The sequence below is a fragment of the Xanthobacter sp. SG618 genome (genome assembly GCF_012932745.1).
GTDB classification, from domain to species: Bacteria; Pseudomonadota; Alphaproteobacteria; order Rhizobiales; family Xanthobacteraceae; genus Xanthobacter; species Xanthobacter flavus.
In genome coordinates, this window is record NZ_JABBHL010000001.1 from 1,096,317 (window position 1) to 1,118,667 (window position 22,351).

Annotated in this window: 18 protein-coding genes and 1 tRNA gene; 13 read left to right on the forward strand and 6 right to left on the reverse strand. The window is 68.4% G+C overall.

Annotated features, from left to right (window positions below; all coding sequences use genetic code 11):
- Entirely contained in the window at nt 1–1,179 is a 1,179-nt protein-coding gene (locus tag FHT36_RS05215) for an ABC transporter ATP-binding protein (protein WP_393975437.1), read from the reverse strand.
- Nucleotides 1,180–1,413: 234 nt separating this feature from the next.
- Here FHT36_RS05215 and FHT36_RS05220 point away from each other — a divergent pair.
- The 12 genes from FHT36_RS05220 (at nt 1,414) to FHT36_RS05275 (ending at nt 13,760) form a co-directional block, all read left to right on the forward strand.
- Nucleotides 1,414–1,488: transfer RNA gene (locus tag FHT36_RS05220), tRNA-Thr, on the forward strand.
- Nucleotides 1,489–1,662: 174 nt separating this feature from the next.
- A complete protein-coding gene (locus tag FHT36_RS05225) occupies nt 1,663–2,583 on the forward strand; it encodes a LysR family transcriptional regulator (RefSeq protein WP_169121388.1) in 921 nt (306 codons plus the stop codon).
- Nucleotides 2,584–2,700: 117 nt separating this feature from the next.
- Nucleotides 2,701–3,507: a carbon-nitrogen hydrolase family protein gene (locus tag FHT36_RS05230; protein ID WP_169121389.1), complete on the forward strand. Its 807-nt coding sequence runs from the start codon at nt 2,701–2,703 to the stop codon at nt 3,505–3,507.
- A gap of 14 nt (nt 3,508–3,521) precedes the next feature.
- Nucleotides 3,522–4,190, forward strand: a complete 669-nt coding sequence (locus FHT36_RS05235) for an RraA family protein (protein WP_169121390.1) — start codon at nt 3,522–3,524, stop codon at nt 4,188–4,190.
- A 77-nt stretch (nt 4,191–4,267) separates the two neighbouring features.
- Nucleotides 4,268–5,314, forward strand: coding sequence for an ABC transporter substrate-binding protein (locus FHT36_RS05240; RefSeq protein ID WP_169121391.1), 1,047 nt, complete (start codon nt 4,268–4,270; stop codon nt 5,312–5,314).
- A gap of 8 nt (nt 5,315–5,322) precedes the next feature.
- Nucleotides 5,323–6,417, forward strand: a complete 1,095-nt coding sequence (locus FHT36_RS05245) for an ABC transporter ATP-binding protein (RefSeq protein WP_246702007.1) — start codon at nt 5,323–5,325, stop codon at nt 6,415–6,417.
- On the forward strand, nt 6,414–7,289 hold the full coding sequence (locus tag FHT36_RS05250; protein ID WP_169121392.1) for an ABC transporter permease: 876 nt from the start codon (nt 6,414–6,416) through the stop codon (nt 7,287–7,289). The genes FHT36_RS05245 and FHT36_RS05250 overlap by 4 nt, the downstream gene beginning before the upstream one ends.
- Nucleotides 7,290–7,300: 11 nt before the next feature.
- Nucleotides 7,301–8,095 carry an ABC transporter permease gene (locus FHT36_RS05255; protein ID WP_169121393.1) on the forward strand — a complete coding sequence of 265 codons (795 nt, stop codon included), beginning with the start codon at nt 7,301–7,303 and terminating at the stop codon, nt 8,093–8,095.
- A 99-nt stretch (nt 8,096–8,194) separates the two neighbouring features.
- Complete coding sequence (locus tag FHT36_RS05260; protein ID WP_169121394.1) at nt 8,195–8,938, forward strand: aldolase/citrate lyase family protein; 744 nt, start codon at nt 8,195–8,197, stop codon at nt 8,936–8,938.
- A 32-nt stretch (nt 8,939–8,970) separates the two neighbouring features.
- Nucleotides 8,971–11,016, forward strand: a complete 2,046-nt coding sequence (locus FHT36_RS05265; protein ID WP_169121395.1) for a hydantoinase/oxoprolinase family protein — start codon at nt 8,971–8,973, stop codon at nt 11,014–11,016.
- Between the two features lie 21 nt (nt 11,017–11,037).
- Nucleotides 11,038–12,732, forward strand: coding sequence for a hydantoinase B/oxoprolinase family protein (locus tag FHT36_RS05270; RefSeq protein WP_169121396.1), 1,695 nt, complete (start codon nt 11,038–11,040; stop codon nt 12,730–12,732).
- A complete protein-coding gene (locus tag FHT36_RS05275; protein ID WP_348644377.1) occupies nt 12,729–13,760 on the forward strand; it encodes an Ldh family oxidoreductase in 1,032 nt (343 codons plus the stop codon). The genes FHT36_RS05270 and FHT36_RS05275 overlap by 4 nt, the downstream gene beginning before the upstream one ends.
- Before the next feature lie 62 nt (nt 13,761–13,822).
- On the opposite strand, the gene bktB is transcribed toward FHT36_RS05275, so the two are convergent.
- From bktB to FHT36_RS05300, 5 genes are all read right to left on the reverse strand, one after another.
- Nucleotides 13,823–15,007 carry a beta-ketothiolase BktB gene (gene bktB / locus FHT36_RS05280; RefSeq protein WP_169121397.1) on the reverse strand — a complete coding sequence of 395 codons (1,185 nt, stop codon included), beginning with the start codon at nt 15,005–15,007 and terminating at the stop codon, nt 13,823–13,825.
- 136 nt (nt 15,008–15,143) lie between these two features.
- Nucleotides 15,144–16,856, reverse strand: coding sequence for a thiamine pyrophosphate-binding protein (locus FHT36_RS05285; RefSeq protein WP_169121398.1), 1,713 nt, complete (start codon nt 16,854–16,856; stop codon nt 15,144–15,146).
- Between the two features lie 63 nt (nt 16,857–16,919).
- The gene (locus FHT36_RS05290; protein WP_169121399.1) at nt 16,920–18,482 is read right to left on the reverse strand and encodes a class I adenylate-forming enzyme family protein; all 1,563 of its coding nucleotides are present in this window, start codon (nt 18,480–18,482) and stop codon (nt 16,920–16,922) included.
- A gap of 37 nt (nt 18,483–18,519) precedes the next feature.
- A complete protein-coding gene (locus FHT36_RS05295) occupies nt 18,520–20,379 on the reverse strand; it encodes a TRAP transporter large permease subunit (protein ID WP_169121523.1) in 1,860 nt (619 codons plus the stop codon).
- 25 nt (nt 20,380–20,404) lie between these two features.
- The gene (locus FHT36_RS05300) at nt 20,405–21,433 is read right to left on the reverse strand and encodes a TRAP transporter substrate-binding protein (protein ID WP_169121400.1); all 1,029 of its coding nucleotides are present in this window, start codon (nt 21,431–21,433) and stop codon (nt 20,405–20,407) included.
- A gap of 141 nt (nt 21,434–21,574) precedes the next feature.
- Here FHT36_RS05300 and FHT36_RS05305 point away from each other — a divergent pair, with 141 nt between their 5' ends.
- Nucleotides 21,575–22,303, forward strand: coding sequence for a GntR family transcriptional regulator (locus FHT36_RS05305; RefSeq protein WP_169121401.1), 729 nt, complete (start codon nt 21,575–21,577; stop codon nt 22,301–22,303).
- The last annotated feature ends 48 nt before the right edge of the window (nt 22,304–22,351 follow it).

Consider the following 22,351-nt stretch of genomic DNA (forward strand, 5'->3'; position numbering starts at 1 on the left):
CTAACGGGTCAGGAGGACGCCGGCGTCGGGATCAAACGTGACCCACACCTTGTCGTCCCATGAGATGGGCCGCGCCACGCGGCGCGACAGGTTCGGCTGGGACACCTTGAGGCGCTGACCGCAGGCGAGCTCCACATGGTAGATGTTGAGATCGCCCAGATAGCCGATGTCCCAGATTTCCCCGGCAAAGACATTCTCGCTCCCCTCCGGCGGCGGATCGAGGGAGATGCGCAGCTTCTCGGGCCGGATGGCGATGCAGGCATTGCCGCCCGCCGCCACCTCGCAGGGATGCGCCACGGTGAGGGGTGAGGTGGTCACATCGGAGGTGAGGCGCGTGATCTCGCCTTCGCAGGCGGTGACGGTTGATTCGATCAGGTTCACCTCGCCGATGAAGTCGGCGATGTAGCGCGTGGCGGGCTGCTCGTAGATCTCCGCCGGAGGGTCCACCTGCACCAGCACGCCATGGTTCATGACGGCGATGCGGTCGGCCACCGTCATGGCCTCCTCCTGGTCGTGGGTCACGATCAGGAAGGTCATGCCGAGGTCCATCTGCAGGTCCATCAGCTCGAACTGGGTCTCCTCGCGCAGCTTCTTGTCGAGGGCGCCGAGGGGCTCGTCCAGCAGAAGCACTTTCGGGCGCTTCGCGAGGGAGCGGGCGAGCGCGACGCGCTGGCGCTGGCCGCCGGAGAGCTGGTGCGGCTTGCGCTTGGCGAACTTCTCCAGCTTCACCAGCGTCAGCATCTCCTCGACGCGGGCGTCGATGTCGGCTTTCGGCATCTTGTCCTGCTTCAGGCCGAAAGCGATGTTGTCCGCCACGTTCATGTGCGGGAACAGCGCGTAGGACTGGAACATCATGTTCACCGGCCGCCGGTAGGGCGGCACCCCCGCGAGATCTTCTCCCGCGAGCGTCAGGCGGCCGGAGCTCGGCTCCTCGAAGCCGGCGAGCATCCGCATGAGGGTGGTCTTGCCGCAGCCCGAGGGACCGAGCAGGGCGAAGAACTCTCGCTCATAGATATCGAGGCTGACGTTATTGACCGCGGTGAAATCGCCGAACCGCTTGACGACGTTCTCGAAGCGGATGAGCGGCGTCTGGGTTGGATCCTTCCAGGGGGCGAATGTGCGCCGGACGGCGCCGATGGTTTCCTTGCGCGCCTTGTCCGCTGCCATGACTTCCCCCATCCAGGCCTCGTGGAACGAAGGCTAGCCGTGCGGAAGGAAACGCTCAAGCCGCAAGCAGGCGCATTTTTTCAGCGACCGCCGCCTGCCGAGCGCCCAACCGCGCCGGCCGGCTACGTCATCCACTGCCATCGATGCCGAGCCCCTTGCACCGCAGCGCCGCATGTACTAGAGGAGCGCTCCTGACGACGGCACACCCGTCGCCGCGGTTCCCGCTTCCGTGCGGCCCGCCGGCACGCTGCGGTAGCTCAGTGGTAGAGCACTCCCTTGGTAAGGGAGAGGTCGAGAGTTCAATCCTCTCTCGCAGCACCATTCCAGCCCATAATCCCCTGATTGGTCCGTGAGCGTACGCGCTCTAGCCGACTGCGCCAGCCATAACAGCCGCCTTCCCACGGCTCCCACGTTTCGCTCCCCGGCGGAGGTTGCAGTTCTGGTCGCAAGGGGCATGATCGCGCCCCTCGGTCGTGGCGGGAGCCTTCAGGGCGCATGAACATAAGGTTCCTTGAAACCTTCCTTTGGGTTGCCCGGCTGCGCAGCTTCTCCAGTGCGGCGGACCGGCTCTGCACGACGCAGGCGGCCGTCTCCAACCGCATCGCGACGCTGGAGAAAGACCTCGGCGTGCGCCTGTTCGACCGGGACCTGCGCAATGTCAGCCTCACGCCGGCCGGCGAGCGGGCGCTGGCCCAGGCCGAGACCATCGTGCGGCTCGCGGCCGATCTCAGGCTCGGCGTGGGCGATCCGCACCGGCTGCGCGGGCGCGTGGCCATCGGCACCATCGACACCATCGTCTATGCGTGGCTGCCGCGTCTCGTGGAGCATGTGAAGTCCATCTATCCCGAGGTGGACCTGGACCTCACCGTGGACAACAGCCTCACGGTGGCGCGCATGCTGCTCGAGGGCCAAGTGGACCTTGCGCTCATCGCCGGCCCGGTGCTGGCGCCGGGCTGCCGCAACATCGAGCTGTGCAGCTATGGCTGCGTGTGGGTCGCCTCCCCGCGCCTCGGGCTCCACGGCCGCCGCCTGATGCTGGAGGACATCGCCACCCAGCCCATCTTCGCCTTCTCGCGCGGCTCGCAGCCGCACCAGAACGTGCAGAAGCTCATCGAATCCTCCGGACTCGACCCGCACCTCGTCCGCATCCTCAACTCGAACTCGCTGGCCACCATCACCCGCCTCGTCCGCGACGGCATGGGCGTCGCGGTTCTGCCGGACGTGGTCGTTGCCGAGATGCTGGAGCGGGAAGAACTCGTGCTGCTGGATGTGGATGCGCGTATTCCGCCCCTGAACCTGCACGCCATTTTCCGCGACGAACCCGGCAGCCCCCTGCCCGGCCTGATCGCCCACATGGCCGCCGCGATCGCCGCCGGCGACCCTCTCGATGGGCATGCTGCGCTGCACACGGAATAAGCAGCACCCGCCTATGCCGTTCTCATAAGCATTGCTTGTCACGGCGGACAATTATTTCGCGTTTGTCGGGCCTTGGCGCCTCTGCTCTGCTTGCCTCACCAGCAAGGAGGCAGGGGCGTGAAGGTTTCGCTCATCCAGATGAACAGCCAAGGCGACAAGGCGGCGAACCTCAGCGCCGCCAAAGCACTGATCGAGGACGCGGTCGCTCTCGAACATCCCGACCTCGTGGTCCTGCCGGAATATTACGCCTGCCTCGGCGACACGCCCGAGGAGACTCAGGCCTCCGCCGAGACCTTCCCGGAAGGGGAGGCCTACCAGCTCATGTCCGGCCTCGCGCGGCGCCTGAAGGTGGCGATCCATGCCGGCAGCGTCGCCGAAAAAGACGGCAACGCCTTCTACAACACCACCCTGGTGTTCGGCCCGGATGGCAGCGAGATCGCCCGCTACCGCAAGATCCACCTGTTCGACGTGGAGATCACCGGCGGCACTGTCTACCGCGAATCCGACACGGTCAGCCGCGGCGACGAGGTGGTAACGTACAGGGTCGGCGACACCACGGTCGGCTGCGCCATCTGCTACGACATCCGCTTCCCCGAGCTGTTCCGCAAGCTGGCCGACAAGGGCGCCGACGTGATCGTGCTACCCGCCGCCTTCACCCTGATGACCGGCAAGGATCATTGGGAAGTGCTGGCCCGCGCCCGCGCCATCGAGACCCAGACGTGGTTCCTCGCGGTGGGCCAGACCGGCTCCCACGCCGGTGGCAGGAAGTGGTGCTGGGGCCATTCCATGGTCATCGACCCCTGGGGCCACATCGCCGCCCAGTGCTCGGACGGGGTGGGCTTCACCTCCGCGCGCCTCGACTTTTCCTACACCGGCAAGGTGCGCGCCAACGTTCCCGTTGCCCGCCACCACGTCCTCGCCTGAGCGGAGCCTGCCCCATGTTCATCGTCAACCCCATGCCGGAGCAGATTGCGCCGGACCTCGTCGCCGAGCTGGAGAAGTGCGAGGTGGCGACCATCGGCCACGTGCTGCATTCCGGCTTCGTGGACCCCGACATCCGCGCCGTTCTGCCGGGCAAGCGGGTGGCCGGCACCGCGGTGACCCTGCGCATTCCCCACGCCGACTCCACCCTGCTGCACTATCTCACCGCCTATGTGCGCCCCGGCGACGTTGTGGTGATCGAGCGCTGCGGCGACGCGCGGCACGCCTGCTGGGGCGGGGTCATCACCAACGCCATGAAGATGGCCGGGGTGAAGGCGGGCGTCATCGACGGCCCGGCGACCGACTTCTCTGAGATCGTGCGCGTGGACATGCCCATGTGGTGCCGTGGCCCCTCGCCCATCACCACCAAGCTACTCGGCCTCGAAGGCGCGCTGAACGTGCCGGTGAACGTGGGCGGCCAGACCGTTTCGCCCGGCGACGCCGTGCTCTGCGACGAGAGCGGCGTGGTGGTGCTGAAGCCGGCCGAGGCGCCGGCAGTGGCGGCCCGCGCCATCGCCATGCAGGAGGCGGAGGTCGTCCTCCTGTCGCGCCTCGCGGCCGGCGAGAAGCTTCCCGACATCTCCGGTGCCCGCGCCATGGTGGAGGCGAAGCTCCTGTCCGCCTGAGCCCGCCAAACCGCTGATTCAACACTTCACGAGAGGCCGCACAACCGGCCCGGTCACCTTTCCAGAGGGACAACGAGATGAACGCAGCACACAAGTTCGGAACCCTGTGCCTCCTCGCCGCCGGCCTCATGGCTGGTCCGGCCGCGGCGGAAACCAACCTGACGGTGATGGCCTATTCCGGCCTTTTCCAGGAGCGCTATACGAAGGCCGTCATCGAGCCCTTCATGAAGGCGCATCCGGACATCAAGGTCACCTTCTTCCCCCTACCCTCCTCCGCCGCCATGCTGGGCAACCTGCGCGCCCAGAAGGCCGCGCCGCAGGCGGACGTGGTGATCATGGACGTGTCGGTCTCCAAGGCCGGCACGGATGAAGGCCTCTTCACCAAGATCGACGAGACCAACATCCCCAACGTGAAGGACCTCTACCCCAATGCCCGCATCCCCAGCGTGGCCGGTGTGGGCGTGACCTTCGACAACCTCGTGCTGCTCTACAATGCCGAGCAGGTGAAGGAGGCTCCCAGGTCCTGGATGGAGATGGCCAAGGCGCCCTACAAGGGCAAGGTGGTGATCCCCGGCGTGCCGGACATCCAGGGCCTCGGCCTCGTGCTGATCCTCAACAAGGCCAATGGCGGCACCGACTATCTCGCCAACGTGGACAAGGGCCTCGCCGCCGTGGCCGAGATCGCCCCCAACGTGCAGACGTGGGAGCCCAAGCCCGAGGTCTACGCCCCCATCATCACCGGGCAGGCGACCCTCGGCGTCGGCTACAACGCCCGCGCCCAGGTGAACAGCGAGCAGTCCGGCGGGAAGATCAAGGCAACCATCCCGCAGGAAGGCACCATCTTCCAGATCAACACCATCAATCTGGTGGCGGGCGCCCCCGCGGCCGAGGCGGCGAAGACCTTCGTGAACTATGCGCTCTCCCCCGAGGCGCAGAAGAGCTTCACCGAGACCATGTTCTACGCCCCCACCAATTCCAAGGCCGAGATCACCGGTGCCGCGCTCGACCGCACCGCGGTGAAGAACCTCGACAAGGTGATGGCGGTGGACTGGATCGCCCTCGCGCAGGTGCGCGACAAGATCGCGGAGCAGTGGCGCCGCCGCGTCCTGCCGGCCAGCCGGTGAGGGCAGCCATGATCCACGCCGAGCCCGCCGAGATGACGCGCCTGGCGCAGGGACAGGGCTTCCTGTCCCTGCGGGGCCTCACCCGCCGCTATGACCATTTCACCGCGGTGGACGACCTCAATCTCGATGTGGCCAAGGGCGAGCTCGTCGCCTTCCTCGGCCCGTCGGGCTGCGGCAAGACCACGTCGCTGCGCATGATCGCCGGGCTGGTCCCCGCCTCTTCCGGCCATATCGTCGTGGACGGCCGCGACCTCACCGGCGTGGCGCCCTACAAGCGGGACATGGGGCTGGTGTTCCAGTCCTATGCCCTGTTCCCGCACATGGACATCGCCCGCAACGTGGCCTTCGGGCTGGAGATGCGGAAGGTGCCGAAGGCGGAAGCGGCGCAGAGGGTGAAGGAGGCCATCGCCATGGTCCGCCTCACCGGCCGCGAGCACCATCGCCCGGCCCAGCTTTCCGGCGGCCAGCAGCAGCGCGTGGCGCTGGCCCGCGCGCTGGTGGTGCGGCCGTCCATCCTGCTGCTGGACGAGCCGCTCTCCAACCTCGACGCCAAATTGCGCGACGAGATGCGCACCGAGATCCGTGACATCCAGAAGCGGCTCGGCATCACCGCCATCTTCGTCACCCACGACCAGATGGAAGCCCTCACCATTTGCGACAAGGTGGTGGTGATGAACCACGGCCGGCTGGAGCAGGTGGGCACGCCCCATGAGATCTACGAGCATCCGAAGACCGCCTTCGTGGCCGGCTTCGTCGGCCGCATCAACCGCCTATCCGGCCGGGCGTCCGGCGGCGTGGCGCAGGTGGCGGGGATCACGGTTTCCGCCCCCGGCTTCGAAGGCGACGTGGACGTGATGGTGCGGCCTCACCGCATGGTCCTGTCTACCGGTACGGCCCCGGCCGATGCGGGGCTGCACCAGCTCTCCGGCACCGTGACCCGCGCCACCTTCGCCGGCGACATCCTCGAATATGAGGTGGAAGCTGCCGGCACCCTTCTGAAGACCGAGGCCTCCACCCGCGGCGGCGAGGCCCTGCTCGCCCCCGGCACGCCCGTCACCCTGTCCTGGCGCCCCCAGGACACGTTCGTGTACGCCGCATCATGACGAGCCTCGCTCTCTCCCACGCGGAGCCGCGACGGCTCGGCCCCCTCGGCACGGCCAGCGCCTTGCTGCTGCCCATCGCCGTGGTGAATGCCATCGGCTTCCTGTGGCCGGTGGTGAACCTGCTGAAGATGTCGTTCCGCGAGGCGCAGGCCTCCGGCGCGCTCGGGGCGGGCTACAATCTGGACACCTGGACCAACGCCCTCACCGACAGCTTCACGCTGGAGCTCATCACCAACAGCGTGGGGGTCAGCCTCCTCATCACGGTGCTGACGCTCATCGCCTCCTACCCCATCGCGCTCTACCTGCACCGGTCCACCGGCACCTGGCGGACCGTGCTGATGGTTCTGGTGGTGGCGCCGCTGCTCACCTCCGCCGTGGTGCGCACCTATGGCTGGATCGCCATCCTCTCCGACCGGGGACTGGTGGCCAACGCGCTGATGGCCCTCGGCATGGCGGAGCCGCCGCGCCTGATGTTCAACCTCACCGGCGTCGTCATCGGCCTCACCGAGATCCTGATGCCCTACATGATCCTCGCGCTGCTCTCCGGCTTCGGCCGGCTCGATCCGCGGCTGGAGGAAGCGGCGCTGACGCTGGGCGCCTCGCCGCTCAAGACCTTCTGGCGGGTGGTGCTGCCCCTCACTGCGCCCGGCATGGCGCTGGGCGGGCTCCTGTGCTTCGTGCTCGCCATCTCCTCCTTCGTCACGCCGAAGCTGCTCGGCGGCGGGCGCGTGTTCCTGCTCGCCACCGAGATCTACGACCAGGCCATCGTGACCCTCAACTGGCCGCTCGCCGCCGCGCTCTCCATGATCGTGCTCGTGGTGTTCGGCATTTCCCTCACTCTCTACGCCCGCGCCCTGCGGCGCATCGCCTGAGGAGGAGAGACATGGACGAACGCCCCGTCTCCCCGGCCCTGAAGATCGCCGCCGGACTGATGTTCCTGTTCCTGCTGGCGCCGCTGCTGGTTGTACTGCCCATCTCCTTCAGCGGCGACGACTTCATGGCCTTCCCGCCCTCCAGCTGGAGCGTGAAGTGGTATGGCGCCATCTTCGCCAATTCGGTGATGATGAACGCCTTCTGGATCAGCCTCGCGCTGGCCTTCGTGGTCACCGTGCTGTCGCTCGGCATCGGCCTGCCGGCGGCCTATGCGCTGGTGCGCCTCAAGCCGCCGGGCGCGGAAGCCCTCTCCAACCTGTTCTCGGCGCCGCTCCTGCTGCCCACCATCGTGCTCGGCCTCGCCCTGCTGCTGGTGTTCGCGCCCATGGGCCTCATCGGCTCCTTCCAGGGGCTGGTGGCCGCCCATCTGATCGTCACGCTGCCCTATGCAGTGCGGGTGCTCTCGACGGCGCTGGCCAACCTGCCGCTCACGGTGGAGGAGGCGGCCGGGATGCTCGGCGCGCGGCCGCTCACCGTCTTCTTCCGCGTTACCCTGCCCATGATGCGCTCGGGGCTCGTCTCCACCACCGCCTTGTGCTTCCTCGTTTCCTTCGACGAGGTGGTGCTCTCCCTGTTCATGACCGGACCGCGCCTGCAGACGCTGCCGGTGGCCATGTACAACCACGTGGATCAGCAGGCGGACCCCATGGCGGCCGCCATCTCGGTGCTGCTCGTGGTGCTGACCCTCGCCGTCGTGCTGGTCGTGGACCGCACCGCCGGCCTCACCCGGACCTTCGTGAAATGACATCGGCCGGCGGCTGACGCCGGCCCCTTCCCACCGCTTTGCCGCCGACCCGCCTTGCGCGGGAACGGGAGAGCCTTGCCTGACGCTCGGAGCCCTGACGTGACCTCCTCCCTCGCCTCCTTCGCCTTCTGGCTCACCGCCCCGGTGTTCCCGCACATCGAGATCGCGCGGGATGCCGGCTTCACCGCCGTGGTGCTCGACATCGAGCACGGCACCTTCAACCTCGACGACCTCGACCGGGTGATCCCCTTCTGCCGGGCGCTGGGCATCAAGGTCTATGCCAAGGTGCTCGGCCCGCTCACCGAGCCGATCCAGCAGGCGCTCGATTTCGGCGCCGATGCGGTCATCATTCCCCACATCGCCGGCGTGGACCATGCGCGGCAGGTGACCGGCGCCGCCAAATATCCCCCGCTCGGTGTGCGCTCCTACGCCGGTGGCCGCACGGTGATGTACGGCCCCGCCTCGCCCACCTACGCCTCGGACGAGAACGCCCGGGTCAAGTGCTGGCCGATGATCGAGAGCCGGGAATCCCTCGCCGACGTGGAGGCCATCGCGGCCCTGCCAACGGTGGACGGCCTGTTCGCCGGCCCCACCGACCTTGCCATGGCGGCGAGCAACGAGCGCTACACCTTTTCCGACGCCGACAAGGCCGACATCGCCCGCATCGCCGCCGCCGCGAAGGCGGCCGGCAAGCCCTGGGTGATGCCCTGCTGGACCCAGCCAGAGCGCGCCTTCGCCAAGGCGCACGGCGTCTCCGTCACCGTGGTGGGCGCGCAGTTCTACATGGTGCGCGCCGCCTTCGCGTCCCTGGTGGATGGCCTTTCCGCCGAAGGCCTCATCTGACCCGCCCCTTCATTCAGACATCGAGTGACCCCATGAGCACCCCTTCCATCCGCATCGCCGTGGACATCGGCGGCACCTTCACCGACATCGAGATCCTCGACGGGCGGACCGGCGAGATCCACCAGATGAAGACGCCGAGCACGCCATCCGATCCGTCCATCGGCCTGCTCACCGGCATCAAGCAGGCGAGCCAGCGCTTCGGCTTCGCCCTGGATGAGGTGCAATACCTGCTGCACGGCACCACCATCGCCACCAATGCGGTGCTGGAGCGCAAGCTGCCCCTCGGCGCGGTGGTGACCACCGCCGGCTTCGAGGACGTGATGCAGATCGGCCGCCACGGCCGCACCGATGTCTATGCCATCACCGCCTCGCCCCAGCCGGCGCTGGTGAAGCGCCGCTTCTGCTACGGCCTCAAGGAACGCATCGGCGCCGACGGCCGCATCATCACCGCCCTCGACCCGGCCGAGGTGAAGGCGCTGGCCGGCCATCTGAAGCAGGCCGGCGTGAAGTCCGTCGCCGTCTGCTTCCTCAACGCCTATGCCAATCCCGCGCACGAGCAGCAGGCCGGCGCGATCCTGCGCGATCTCCTGCCGGGCATCGAGATTTCGCTCTCCTCCGACATCTCCCCCGAGCTGCGCGAATATGAGCGCATGTCCACCACCACCCTGAACGCGCTGCTGGTGCCGGTGGTGAAGACCTACACCGACCGCCTCGCCGGCAAGCTGAAGGAAGAGGTGCCGCAGACGCAGGTCTATCTCGTCCAGTCCAACGGCGGCGTGGCGGGCCTTGCGAAGGCCGGTCGCGAGCCGGCGCGGCTGCTGCTGTCCGGCCCCTCCGGCGGTGCGGCCGCGGCCAAGCGCCTGTCGGTGGCGCTCGACGAACCGAACCTCGTCGCCGTGGACATGGGCGGCACCAGCTTCGACGTGTCCGTGGTCCACGAGGGCAATGTCTCCATGGTCAATGAAGGCGAGGTGGACGGCCTGCCCGTGCGCCTGCCCATGATCGAGATGCGCACCATCGGCGCCGGTGGCGGCTCCATCGCCTGGGTGGATGATGGCGGACGCCTGCGCATCGGCCCCCACAGCGCGGGCGCCGAGCCCGGCCCCGCATGCTACGGGCGCGGCGGGAACCGCCTCACCGTCACCGATGCCAATCTGCTGCTCGGCCGGCTCGACGGATCGAGCTTCATGGGCGGCGGCATGGGCCTTGATCGCGCCCCAGCCGCGCGGGCGGCGGACGAGGTGTCCGGCAAGCTGAAGCTCTCGGCTGAGGAGACGGCGGCGGGCGTCATCGCCGTCACCAATTCCAGCCTCGCCACCGCCATCCGCCTGTCCTTGTTCGAGAAGGGCATGGACCCGGAGGATTTCGCCCTCCTCTCCTTCGGCGGCGCCGGCGGCGTCCATGCCTGCGAGGTGGCCGAGGAGCTGGGCATGAACAAGGTGATCTTCCCCGCCCACGCCTCCACCCTGTCGGCCTGGGGCATCCTATGGTCGGACATCACCCACGATCTCTCCTCCACCCAGATCGGGCTTCTTTCGGACCTCGGCGACAGCCTCGCCCAGCGCGCCGTCCAGCTGGCGCAGGATGGCGACCGGCTCTTGGCGGAAGATGGCGTCGCGGCCGAGAACCGTGGCTTCGAATGGGCGCTGGACCTGCGCTACCAGGGCCAGGCCTTCGACCTGCGCGTGCCGCTCGATGAGGCCGACTTCTCCGCGCAGGGCATCGCCCGCGCCACCGCTGCCTTCCATGCGCTGCACCGCCAGCGCTTCTCCTATGACGAGCCCGCCGTGCCGGTGGAGGTGGTGGCGCTGCGCCTGTCCGCCATCGGCCGACTCGCCAAGCCCACGCCGGCTCCGGCGGTGGCGGGCGTCGCCGCCGCAGACAAGTCCCGCTCCGTCTATGGCCGGGGCGGGTTCGTGGAGACCCGCGTGGTGGCCCGCGAGGCGGTGACCGCCGAGGGCGTCGCCGGCCCCGCCGTGGTGGAGGAGGTCTACACCGCCACCTACCTGCCGGCCGGCTGGACCATCCGCTCCCATGCCACCGGCGCGCTCGTGGCCGAGCGCACGCAGCGCCACTGACACCTTGAGGACCTTCACGCCATGACATCCATCGATCCCGTCCGCCTCGAGGTGATCCGCAATGCGCTGGTCGCCGCCTCCGAGGAAATGAGCCTCACCATCTGGCGCACCAGCCGCTCCACCGTGGTGCGCGAGATCCTCGATTTCTCCACCGCCGTGTTCGATGCCGAGGGCCGCAACATCGCCCAATCGGCCCGCATCCCGGTGCATCTGAATTCCATGTCCGACTGCCTGAAGCGGATTCTGGAGGCCCACATTCCGCTTGAGGCGTGGTCCGAGGGCGACGTCATCGTCACCAACGATCCCTATGCCGGCGGACAGCATCTGCCGGATATCCAGACCTTCCGCCCGGTGTTCGTGGACGGCAAGCGCGTCGCCATCGTCGGCACGCTCTGCCACCATGTGGACGTGGGCGGCGGCGCGGCCGGCTCGTATTACGCGGCGGCCACCGAGATCTTCCACGAAGGCATCCGCATTCCCCCGCTGCGCCTCGTGGAGAAGGGCACGCTCAACACCGGCGTGTTCGAGATGCTGCTCTACAATGTGCGCCAGGCGGAGGAGACGCGCGGCGACCTCAACGCCCAGATCGCGGCGCTGGGCATCGGCGCCAAGGCGGTGGCGCGCATCGCCCGCAAATATGGCAGCGATACGCTCTCCGCCGCCATGTCCGCCATCCTCGATGGCTCCGAGCGCATGATGCGTGCGGCCATCGCCGCGCTGCCGGACGGGACCGCCTCCTTCGTGGAGACGGTGGACGATGACGGCCAGTCGGAGGAGCCCATCCGCCTTGAGGTGACGATCACCAAGGCGGGGGATTCCATAACACTCGACTTCGCCGGCTCCAGCCCGCAGGTGCGCGGCCCGGTGAACAACACGCCGGCCATGACCTGCTCGGCGGTCTATTACGCGCTGCTCGCCGCCCTCGGCTCGGACATCCCCGCCAATTCCGGCTGCTACCGGCCGGTGAGTGTCGTCCTGCCCGAAGGCAGCGTAGTGAACGCGCAATTCCCCGCCCCCGTGGCCGGGCGCATGGTGGTGAACCACCGCATCGCCACCGCCGTGTTCGGGGCCCTCGCCCAGATCGCGCCGGAGCGGATTCCGGCGGCTTATTACGCCATCTCCTACGTCTATGCGGTCTCGCTGGTGCGGCCGAATGCCAAGCGGCAGGTCTATTTCGACATCGAGGTGGGCGGCTGGGGCGGCCATGCCGGCGGGGATGGGGCGAGCGCCCTGTCCTGCGGGCTCCACAACAACACCAACGCGCCCATCGAGATGGTGGAGGCCAAATATCCCGTGGTCTTCACCCGCTACGGCCTCCTGCCGGACAGCGGCGGCGCAGGCGAGAACCGCGGCGGGCTCGGCCTCGTGCGCGAGTTCCGGCTTGAGGCGCCGGAGGGCTCCCTCTCCACCAATTTCGAGCGCTTCCGCTTTCCGCCCTACGGCATCAAGGGCGGAAAGCCCGGCTCCCTCTCCTCCACCACCGTCACGCGGGCAGATGGCTCAGCCGTGAGCCTCAATTCCAAGGTCTCGGGCATTCCGCTGCAGGCCGGCGACACGGTGACCATCAAGACCTCCGGCGGCGGCGGCTTCGGCAACCCCGCGGACCGTGACCCGGCACGGCTCGCCGAGGACATCGCCGAGGGCCTCGTGACGGAGGAGGCCGCGCGCACCTTGTATGGCTACGCCAGCGAGGCGGAAAAGGGAGAGGCGGCGTGAGCGCCAAACCTTCCGTGCCCATGGTCTCCCTCAGCCTCAAGCAGGTTGAGGATCTGACCTTCCGCGCGCTGATCGCCTGCCGTGTCAGCCCGGCCAACGCCCTCTCGGTCACCGCGTCGGTGGTGGCCGCAGAGGCCGAGGGCGTGCACAGCCACGGCCTCGCCCGCCTGCCCACCTATTGCGCCCACGCCAAGGTGGGGAAGATCGACGGCCATGCCGCGCCGGACCTGAGCCGCCCGCGGCCCGGCCTCGTGCGTGTGGACGCACAAGACGGCTTCGCCCATCCCGCCATCGATCTCGGTCTTCCCGCCCTGCTCGGGGCTGCAAAGGCGCAGGGCATCGCGGCGCTGGCGGTGACCAATTCCTACAATTGCGGCGTCGTGGGCTACCATGTGGAGCGCATCGCCAGGGCAGGCCTGATGGCGCTGGGCTTCGTGAATGCCCCGGCCTCCATCGCCCCGGTGGGCGGCACGCGGCCGGTGTTCGGCACCAATCCCGTCGCTTTCGCTGTGCCCCGCGCCGGTGAAGACCCGCTGGTTCTCGACCAGTCCTCCAGCGTCATCGCCAAGAGCGAGATCGTGGTGCACCAGCAGCGGGGCGAGAAGATCCCGCTCGGCTGGGCGCTCGACAGGAACGGCCAGCCCACGGACGACCCCGCCGCCGCTCTCGACGGGGGCACCATGGTTCCCTCCGGCGGTCACAAGGGGGCGGGGCTGGCGCTGATCGTGGAGCTGTTCGCGGCCTGGATCACGGGGGCGAACCTTTCCCTCGACGCTTCCTCCTTCGCCGACAATGCCGGCGGCGCGCCGCGCACCGGGCAATTCTTCATCGCGGTGGATCCAAGCCCGCTGGCCGGGCCCGACGCGGCGGCGCGGCTGGCCCACCTTTTCGCGGCCATCGTGGAACAGGAGGGTGCGCGCCTGCCCGGGACCCGCCGCGCCGCGGCCCGTCGGCTGACGGCGGAAGCGGGGGTGCGCATTCCGGCCGCCTTGAAGGAGCGGCTTGACGCCATCGCGGCCGGCGCCTGAGGGACGAGCGGATGGGCGCGCGGCCTAGCCAGCGCCCACACGCGAAGGGTGACGAGGGTGCCTCAGACCGCCTCGATGACCATGGCGATGCCCTGCCCGCCGCCGATGCACATGGTGACGAGCCCGTACTTGCCGCCGATGCGCTTGAGCTCATGGAGGATCTTGACGGTCAGGATCGCTCCCGTTGCCCCGACGGGATGGCCGAGGGCGATGGCCCCACCATTGGGATTGACCTTGGCCGGGTCGAAACCGAGCGCCGCGCCCACCGCGCAGGACTGAGCGGCGAACGCCTCGTTGGACTCGATCACGTCGAGATCGTCCACGCCAATGCCGGCACGGGCAAGCGCGGTGCGCACGGCCGGAACCGGGCCCATCCCCATCTCGGCGGGATCGACGCCCGCAAGCCCCCAAGAGACGAGGCGCGCCAGCGGCGTCAGGCCACGCTTGGCGACCGCCTCCCGCGAGGCGAGGACGACTGCGCCCGCGCCGTCATTGATGCCCGATGAATTGCCGGCGGTGACGGTTCCGCCCTTGGCGAAGACCGGGCGCAACCGCGTGAAATCCTCAAGGCTCGCCTCCCGCCGGACATGCTCATCGGTGTCGAAAATGACGGTGCCCTTCCGGCCGGAGAGTTCGAACGGGGCGATCTCGTCCTTGAAGTATCCCGCCGAGATGGCGTGCGCGGCCCGCCGATGGCTTTCGAGCGCGGCGGCGTCCTGGGCTTCCCGGCTGACATCGTAGCGCTGCGAGACGGTTTCTGCGGTCACGCCCATGTGGCCGTGGCCGAACGGATCGGTCAGCACACCCACCATCATGTCCGCTGCCTGCGCATTGCCCATGCGCTGGCCCCAGCGGGCGCCGGGCAGCAGGTAGCCGGCACGGCTCATGCTCTCGGCACCGCCCGCGAGCGCGGTCTCCGCATCGCCCAGCATGATCCCATGGGCGGCGGTAAGGATCGCCTGGAGGCCGGAGCCGCACAGGCGGTTCACCGTGAGCGCCGGCGCCTCCTTCGGCACGCCCGCCTCCATGGCGACGACGCGGGAGATGTACATGTCGCGCGGCTCGCCATGGATGACATTGCCGACCACGCTCTGACCGATCTCCTCGGCCGCAAGGCCGGACCGGGAGATGGCGGCGCGGGCCGCGTGCGCGCCGAGCGTCGTTGCCGGCACGTCCTTCAGACTTCCCCCAAAATCGCCGATGGCCGTACGCGCTGCTGAAACGAAAAAGACTTCGGCGCCACTCATGGGAACGTCCTTCGGTGTGCGGTCATTCGATGCGGAATCGAAATATCAGCGAATTGGAAGCCGGCCTACTCTGACGACAGAGAGCCATACTGGCGATGCCGCCGCCCTGCGGTGAGCGGCGAGACGTGCGCGGGGTTCAGCCCTGCCGCCACGCCCGCTCGGCCTCATCCCATGCCGCGAGCGGCTGGAGATCGGGCACCCAGGCGAGGCCCGACTTGCCATCGGAGGACACCGCGTCCGACGTGACGACCACATCCAGCAGCGCCGGCCGGTTGGCCAGCGCGCGGGCGATGGCGGGGGCAAGGTCCTCCTCGCGCTCCACGCGCTCGGCATGCATGCCGAAGGCCCGCGCCATCATGGCATGATCGGAATGCTGGAGGCGCGTGCCCACCACCTTGCCGTGGGTCTCCTCCTGGTCACGAACCTCGATCTGCCACGCCCCGTTATTGGCGACGACAATGAGCACCGGCGCATTGTGGCGCACCGCCGTGTCGATCTCGATGGCATTGAAGCCGAAGGCGCCATCGCCGGTGGCCACCAGCACCGGCTTGTCGGGATATTCGAGGCTGGCGGCGATGCCGTAGGGCACCCCGACGCCGATGCAGCCGAACGGTCCGGGATCGAGCATGGCATCGGCGCTGAGGCCGACGCGCCCGAAGGCGAGGAAATCGCCGCCGTCATTGATGACCACCGCGTCCCGGCCGACCGCATCCTGCAAGGCGGCGAGCAGGCGATTGGGGTGGAGCCGTCCATCGGCGCCGGCGGGAGCGGCAGCCATGGACTGGCGCAGCTTTGCCGCGCGTGCCCGGTGCCCGTCGCGCAGCTTGCCCGCCCAGTCCGGATCGATGGCGGACGCGCGATTGCCGGCGGCCTCGACCATGGCGTTAAGGGTCGCCGCCACGTCCGCGACGATCTCCACCGCCCCGCGCCGGTTGTCGCGCACCTCAGCGGCGGCATCGCTGATGCGCACGAACTGCGCGGCACCGAACACGGCGGGCGAACCGAAGCCGAGCTGGAAATCAAGCTTGCGCCCCACGGTCAGCACCACGTCCGCATCGCCCATGGCCGCGCCGCGCATGGCGCCGACGACGGCGGGGTGGTCATCGGGGATCACGCCGCGGCTCTCGCCGGTGTCGAGATAGACGGCGCCGAGCCGATCGAGGAATGCGGAGAGTTCGGGCCCCGCCTGCCGCGCGCCGCGGCCGGAAATGACGAGAACGCGCCGCGCGCTCCACAGGAGATCGACCGCCGCGGCGACACGGTCCGGGTCAGGCAGCGCGCGTACGCGCGGCTTGGCGGTCATGTGCTCCGCCATCCGGAGCGCCTCGGGGACAGGAGCGCGCAGGGTATCCACCGGAAAATCGATGAAGGCCGGGCCGGGCACGCCACCCTCCCCCAGCGCGCAGGAGATCGCCTCGTCCAGCTCGGCAAGCGCCAGCGAGGGCTCGCGCACGGTGCGGGCATAGCGGGTGATGGGCCGCAGCAGCTGGCTCTGGTCCATGTCCTGAAGGCCGCCGCGGTTCTCCTGCGGACGGGGCGAGGCGCCGGACAGGATCAGGACCGGCGCGCGCGAGACATTGGCATTGGCGATGCCGGTGATGGCATTGGTCACGCCCGGCCCGGCCGTCACGAGGGCGACGCCGAGGTCGCCCGTCAGTTCCGCATGCGCCTGCGCCATGTGCACCGCCGCGCGCTCGTCGCGGACATCGATGATGGCGATGCCCTCGGCGTCGAGGTGCATCCACAGCGGCATGATGTGCCCGCCGCACAAGGCGAACACGCGCTTCACGCCGCGTTGCTTCAACACCTTCGCCACCATGGCGGCGACGCTGTCGGCAGAGACCTTCATGGACGTTCTCCCTGGCGCCTGCGCAGCCGCGCGGCGCTGTTCTGATGCGGCGAACCTTGGGGGTCAGACCTTCTCGCGGGCGAAGCGGGTCTTCAGCTCGCGATAGAGGATCTTGCCGGTGGCGTTGCGCGGGATGTCCTCGTGGCGGACGAAATCGAAGGAGCGCGGGCGCTTGTAGCCGGCGAGGCCATCCTTCACCCATTCCGCGAGCGCCGCTTCGGAGAGCGAGGCACCGTTCTCGGTGACGATGACGGCGTGGACGCGCTCGCCCCATTTGCCGTCCGGCACGCCGATGACCGCCACGTCGCGTACCTGCGGATGGGCCGCGAGCACCTGCTCCACCTCGGAGGGATAGACGTTCTCCCCGCCGGAGATGATCATGTTGCTCTTGCGGTCGACGAGATGGATGTATCCGTCCGCATCCCGCCGGGCCATGTCGCCCACCGAGCAATAATCGCCGCGGAAGGCCTCGCGGGTCTTTTCCGGTAGCCGCCAGTAGCCGTCGAAGGTGTAGGGCGTGCGCGAGAAGAGTTCGCCGACGCCGCCGTCCGGCACCTCGTTGCCGTCCTCATCCAGCAGGCGGATCGGTGCCGAGCCGATGCATTCGCGCCCCACCGAGCCGAGCTTGGAGAACTGCTCATGGGGATGCAGGAAAGTCACCCAGCCGGTCTCTGTTGCGCCGTAGAGCTCGAACAGGCCGGAATTGGGGAACATCTCCATCACCGCGCGCTTGGTGTCCGGCCGCGCGGGGGCGGACGAGACCATGAGCTTGGTCACCGAGCCGAGGTCGTAGCGCGCCCGCTCGGCACCGGACAGGCCGAGCATCAGCACGTAATGGGTGGGCACCAGCGAAGTGAAGCTCGCCCCGCTTTCCGCCAAAGTGCGCACGCAATGCTCGGGATCGAAGTTCGCCCGCGAGTAGATGTTGATTGTGCCGCCGCAATAGGCGAAGGCACCGAAGAAGTAGAGCGAATTGGCATGGCACATGGGCATCACCAGCAGGGCGCCGTCCTTGCGGTGGATGCCGAGCTCGATCTCGGTGGTGAGCGCGAGCAGCGCGCTGCCGCGATGGCTGCGGATGGCCCCCTTCGGGTTGCCGGTGGTGCCGGACGTGTACATGAGCGTCCAGGGATCATGCTCCAGCACTACCTGCCCGGGTTCGCGCGCGGAGGCGGCGGCGAGCAGCGCCTCGTAATCGCGAAAGCCCGCAGGCGCCGGGCGAGAGCCGAAATGAATGATGCGTTCGTCGCCGATGGGCAGGTCGGCGCGCACCTCTTCCACCACGCCCGCCAGCGCATCCTGCACGATGAGGGCGGCGACATCGGCGTTCTCGGCGATGAAGCGCACTTCCCGTCCGGTGAGGCGGAAGTTGATGGGCACCGCCACCAGGCCGGCCTTGGCGGTGGCGGCGTAGATTTCCACCCATTCGATGCAGTTGTAGGCGAGCACCGCGACCCGGTCGCCCTTGACGAGGCCAAGCCCGAGCAGCGCATTGGCGAGGCGGCAGGCTCGCGCATTCCACAGCGCGAAGCTCATCTCCCGCTCCAGGTCGCGGGCCCCGATCCGCTCGGGAGATAGGCGCGCGTGGGCGGCGAGCATCTGCCCGAAATTCAGCACGTCAGTCATGATGCGATCTCCGAATGCGGCGCTCGGGGCCGCGCGATCAACGGATGAAGCCGGTCGAGATCCACGGCACGGCGGCGACGATGAGCGTGCCGATGAAGAGCGCCGCGATGTACCCGATCATGGGCCGCATGCCCTCGTCCGGCCGGATGCGGCTGATGGCGGAGGCCGCGTAGTATCCGACGCCGAACGGAGGGGCGAAGAGGCCGATGCCCATGGCGAGGATCACCACCATGGAATAGTGCACCTCGTTCACCCCCACCTGCCGGGCGATGGGAAACAGGAGCGGCCCGAAGAGCACGATGGCCGGGATGCCTTCCAGCAGGCTGCCGAGCACGATGAAGGCGACGAGGGACACCAGCATGAAGCCCACGGCACCGCCCGGCAGGCTCGTCATCATGTGAGCCAGCGCTGCGGAGAAGCCGGACTGGGTGAGCGCCCAGGCCATGCCCGTGGCGGCGCCGATGATGAGGAGGATGGCGCCGGACAGCGCCGCCGTATCCACCAGCATGGGATAGAGCCGCCGCCAGTCGAACCGGCGATAGATGAGGAGCCCGGCCAGCACCGCGTAGGCGATGCCGATGGTGGACACCTCGGTGGCGGTTGCGACGCCCTCGATCACCGCCGCCCGAATGATGAACGGCAGCGCAATAGCCGGCAGCGCCACCACAAGGGCCTTGGCGATCTCACCGAAGCTCGCCCGGCGCACGCCGGAGAGGTCATCCTTGCGGCTGCGCAGCCACACCACGCAGCACAGCAGCGCGCCCACCACCAAAGCCGGCATGAGGCCGCCCGCGAACAGCGCGGCGATGGAAACGCCGGTGACCGAGCCGATGGTGATCAGCACGAGGGAGGGCGGAATGGTCTCGGTCTGCGCACCGGTGGCGGCGAGCAGGGCGAGCAGCTCGCCGCGATCCGCCCCGCGCTTCTCCATCTCCGGCAGCAGCACGGGGGCGATGGCGGCCATGTCCGCGGCCTTGGAGCCGGAGATGCCGGAGACGAGATACATCGCCCCGACCAGCACATATTGCAGGCCGCCGCGCACATGGCCGAGCAGGCTGGCAAGGAAGGCCAGCATGGCCCGCGCCATCCCGGTCATCTCGATGAGCACGCCGAGGAAGACGAACAGCGGCACCGAGAGCAGGACGAAGTGGCTCATGCCCTCGTCCATCCGTCCGATCACCACCGAATGCGGCAGGCGCGTGGTGAGCGCGATGTAGCCGAAGGTGGCCGTGGCGAAGGCGAACGCGATGGGAATGCCGGCCAGAACCATCGCCCCCACCAGCCCCACGAAGAAGATGAGCAGATTGAGGTTGCCGAGCCCGGTGAAGGACGGGCGCAAGGCGGCGAAGACCGCCGCCGCCACCACCACGAGCGCCACGGCGGCGAGCGTCACCCGCCAATCCGTCCGTTCGATGAGCCGCAGCACCGCGAGGACGAGCATGAGCGCGAAGCCCACGGGCAGCGCCGCCACGCGCCAGCCGGCGGAGATGTCGAGGGCGGGGGTCGCGACGATGATCTCGTCCACCGCGAACTCGTAGGCTGCGCCGAGGGCGAGCGAGAGGAAGAGCAGCGGAACCGCGATGGCCAGCGCATCGAAGAAGCCGCGGAACGGCTGGCGCAGGCCGCCCACGAAGGCGCTCATCCTCATATGCTCGCCGCGCTCGAACGCGACGACGGCCCCGAGCATGGCAAGCCACAGGAACAGGATGCTCGCCAGCTCGTCCGACCAGATCAGCGGCGCGTGGAACACGTAGCGCGCCAGAACGCCGGCGAACAGCACGAGAATTTCGGCCACGACGAGGACCGCCACGGCGGCCCCCGTCACGTTGCGGATCAAGGTGCCGATGCGCGCCGGAATTCCGGTCGCGGCAACGGCCCGTGCGGGGACGATGCCCATCTCGAGCTGCACGTCGGCCTCCCGTTCAGCCGACGGGGCCGGCGAATTTCTGAAGCAGGTTCCAGGCTTCGTCGCCGAACTTCGCGCGGGCATCCTTGTAGAAGGACGTCTTGGCGAGCGCCTGCTGGAAGACTTCCGCATTGGTGGTGTTGAAGACGAGGCCCTTCGCCTCCAGATCGGCCTGCAGGGTCTGGTTGGCCTTCACGATATCCGACCGCTGCTTGATGGCAGCGGCGTTGAAGTGCTTTGCCATCACCTGCTTCAGGTCATCCGGCACACTCTTCCAGACCTTGCCGCTAGCCAGCAGCCAGAAGCCGTCCCACGCATGGTTGGTGAGCGAGCAATACTTCTGCACCTCGAAGAACTTGGCGGTGTAGATGAGCGCCAGCGGGTTTTCCTGCCCATCGGCGATCTTCGTCTGGAGCGCCGAATAGGCTTCGGCGAGCGGGATCGATACCGGCGATGCGCCGAAGGCCGAGAACATGGAGACCCACAGCGGAACCAGCGGCACGCGGATCTTGAAGCCGGCGAGGTCGCCCGGCTCCCGGATCGGCCGGGTGGAACTGGTGATCTGGCGGAAGCCGTTGTCCCACACCTTGTCGAAGCCGACGAGGTTGGCCTTCACGAGGTTGGAGCGGATGAGGTCGCCCACCGCCCCGTCCATGGCCGCCCACACCTTGTCATAGCTGGTGAAGGCGAAGCCGACGCCGGTGAGGGCCGTGATGGGCAGGATGGTGGAGAGCACCGTGCCCGGCATGGTCGCGAGCTCAAGGGCGCCGGAGCGCAGCTGGCTCATCATGTCCGGATCGCTGCCCAGCTGATTGTTGGGGAACAGCGAGATGTCGAGCGCCCCGCCGGTTTCCGCCGAGATGGCGGCGATGGCCTCGCGCAGGCGCACGTTCACGGAATGGCTGTCCGGCAGGTCGTTGCCGAACTTCAGCTTCAGCGGCTCGGGCTTGGCGAACACGGCCGGCGCCGCGAGCGAAACGCCGCCCACGGCAGCACCGCAGGCGGCAGTGAACTGAAGGAACGAGCGTCGATTGAAGGTGGTCATCTGGCGTTTCTCCCGGGGCAGGCGTGCCGGACTGAATGTCCAGTCTGAATTCGAATTCAGAATACGAATTCGAAAATCAAATGCAAGCCCTATCCAGACGCGGCCGGCAGGGGGTATATTTGGGGCTTAGAGAGGGGACAGATGCGCGCGCTTGCCAGCCAGCCCAGCCTTGTCGACCAGGTTGTCGAGGCCATCACCGCGGAGATCGTCCGCGGTGATCTCCCGTCGAATTCGCGCCTGATCCAGGACGAGCTGGCCCGCGCCTATGGCGTGTCGCGCCAGCCGGTCCAGCAGGCGCTGCTTCTGCTGCGCAGTCGTGGGCTGGTGAAGGAGGCGGAAGGCAGGGGCCTGATCGTCGCGCCGCTCGACGTGGACTTCATCCGCAACCTCTACCAGATCCGCGCCGCCATCGAAGGGCTCGCCGCAAGCCTCGCCGCACGCAACGGCAGCGCCCGGGCGAAAGCGGAAGGCACGCGCTTCATCGAGATGGGACTCGAGGCGGTGAAGAGCGGCTCGCTCGACAAGCAGATCGAGGCGGACATCGCCTTCCACGCCTTTCTCGGCGAGATATCCGGCAATCCGCTCCTCAACGAGACGACGTCACCCCACTGGCCGGCGCTGCGCCGCGTGATGGGCGAAGTGCTGAGAGAGGACGTGGGCATGCCCAGCAACATCTGGGATGAGCACTCCGCCATCATGGCCGCGGTCGTCGCGGGCGACGGGGAAAAGGCCGAGCGCCTGGGCCGCGAACACATCCTGCGTGCGGCGGACGTGTTCGTCGCGCGGCTGAAAGCCCAGCAGAAGCAGCAGAGCCGCGCCTCGACCAGCCGTCGCATCCGCCTCAATCCGCGCGCGGTCGCGGCAGACTGAGCCGTCCCCGCAAGACAGATCGGGCGTCAGGCCTGTGCTACGGCGCAG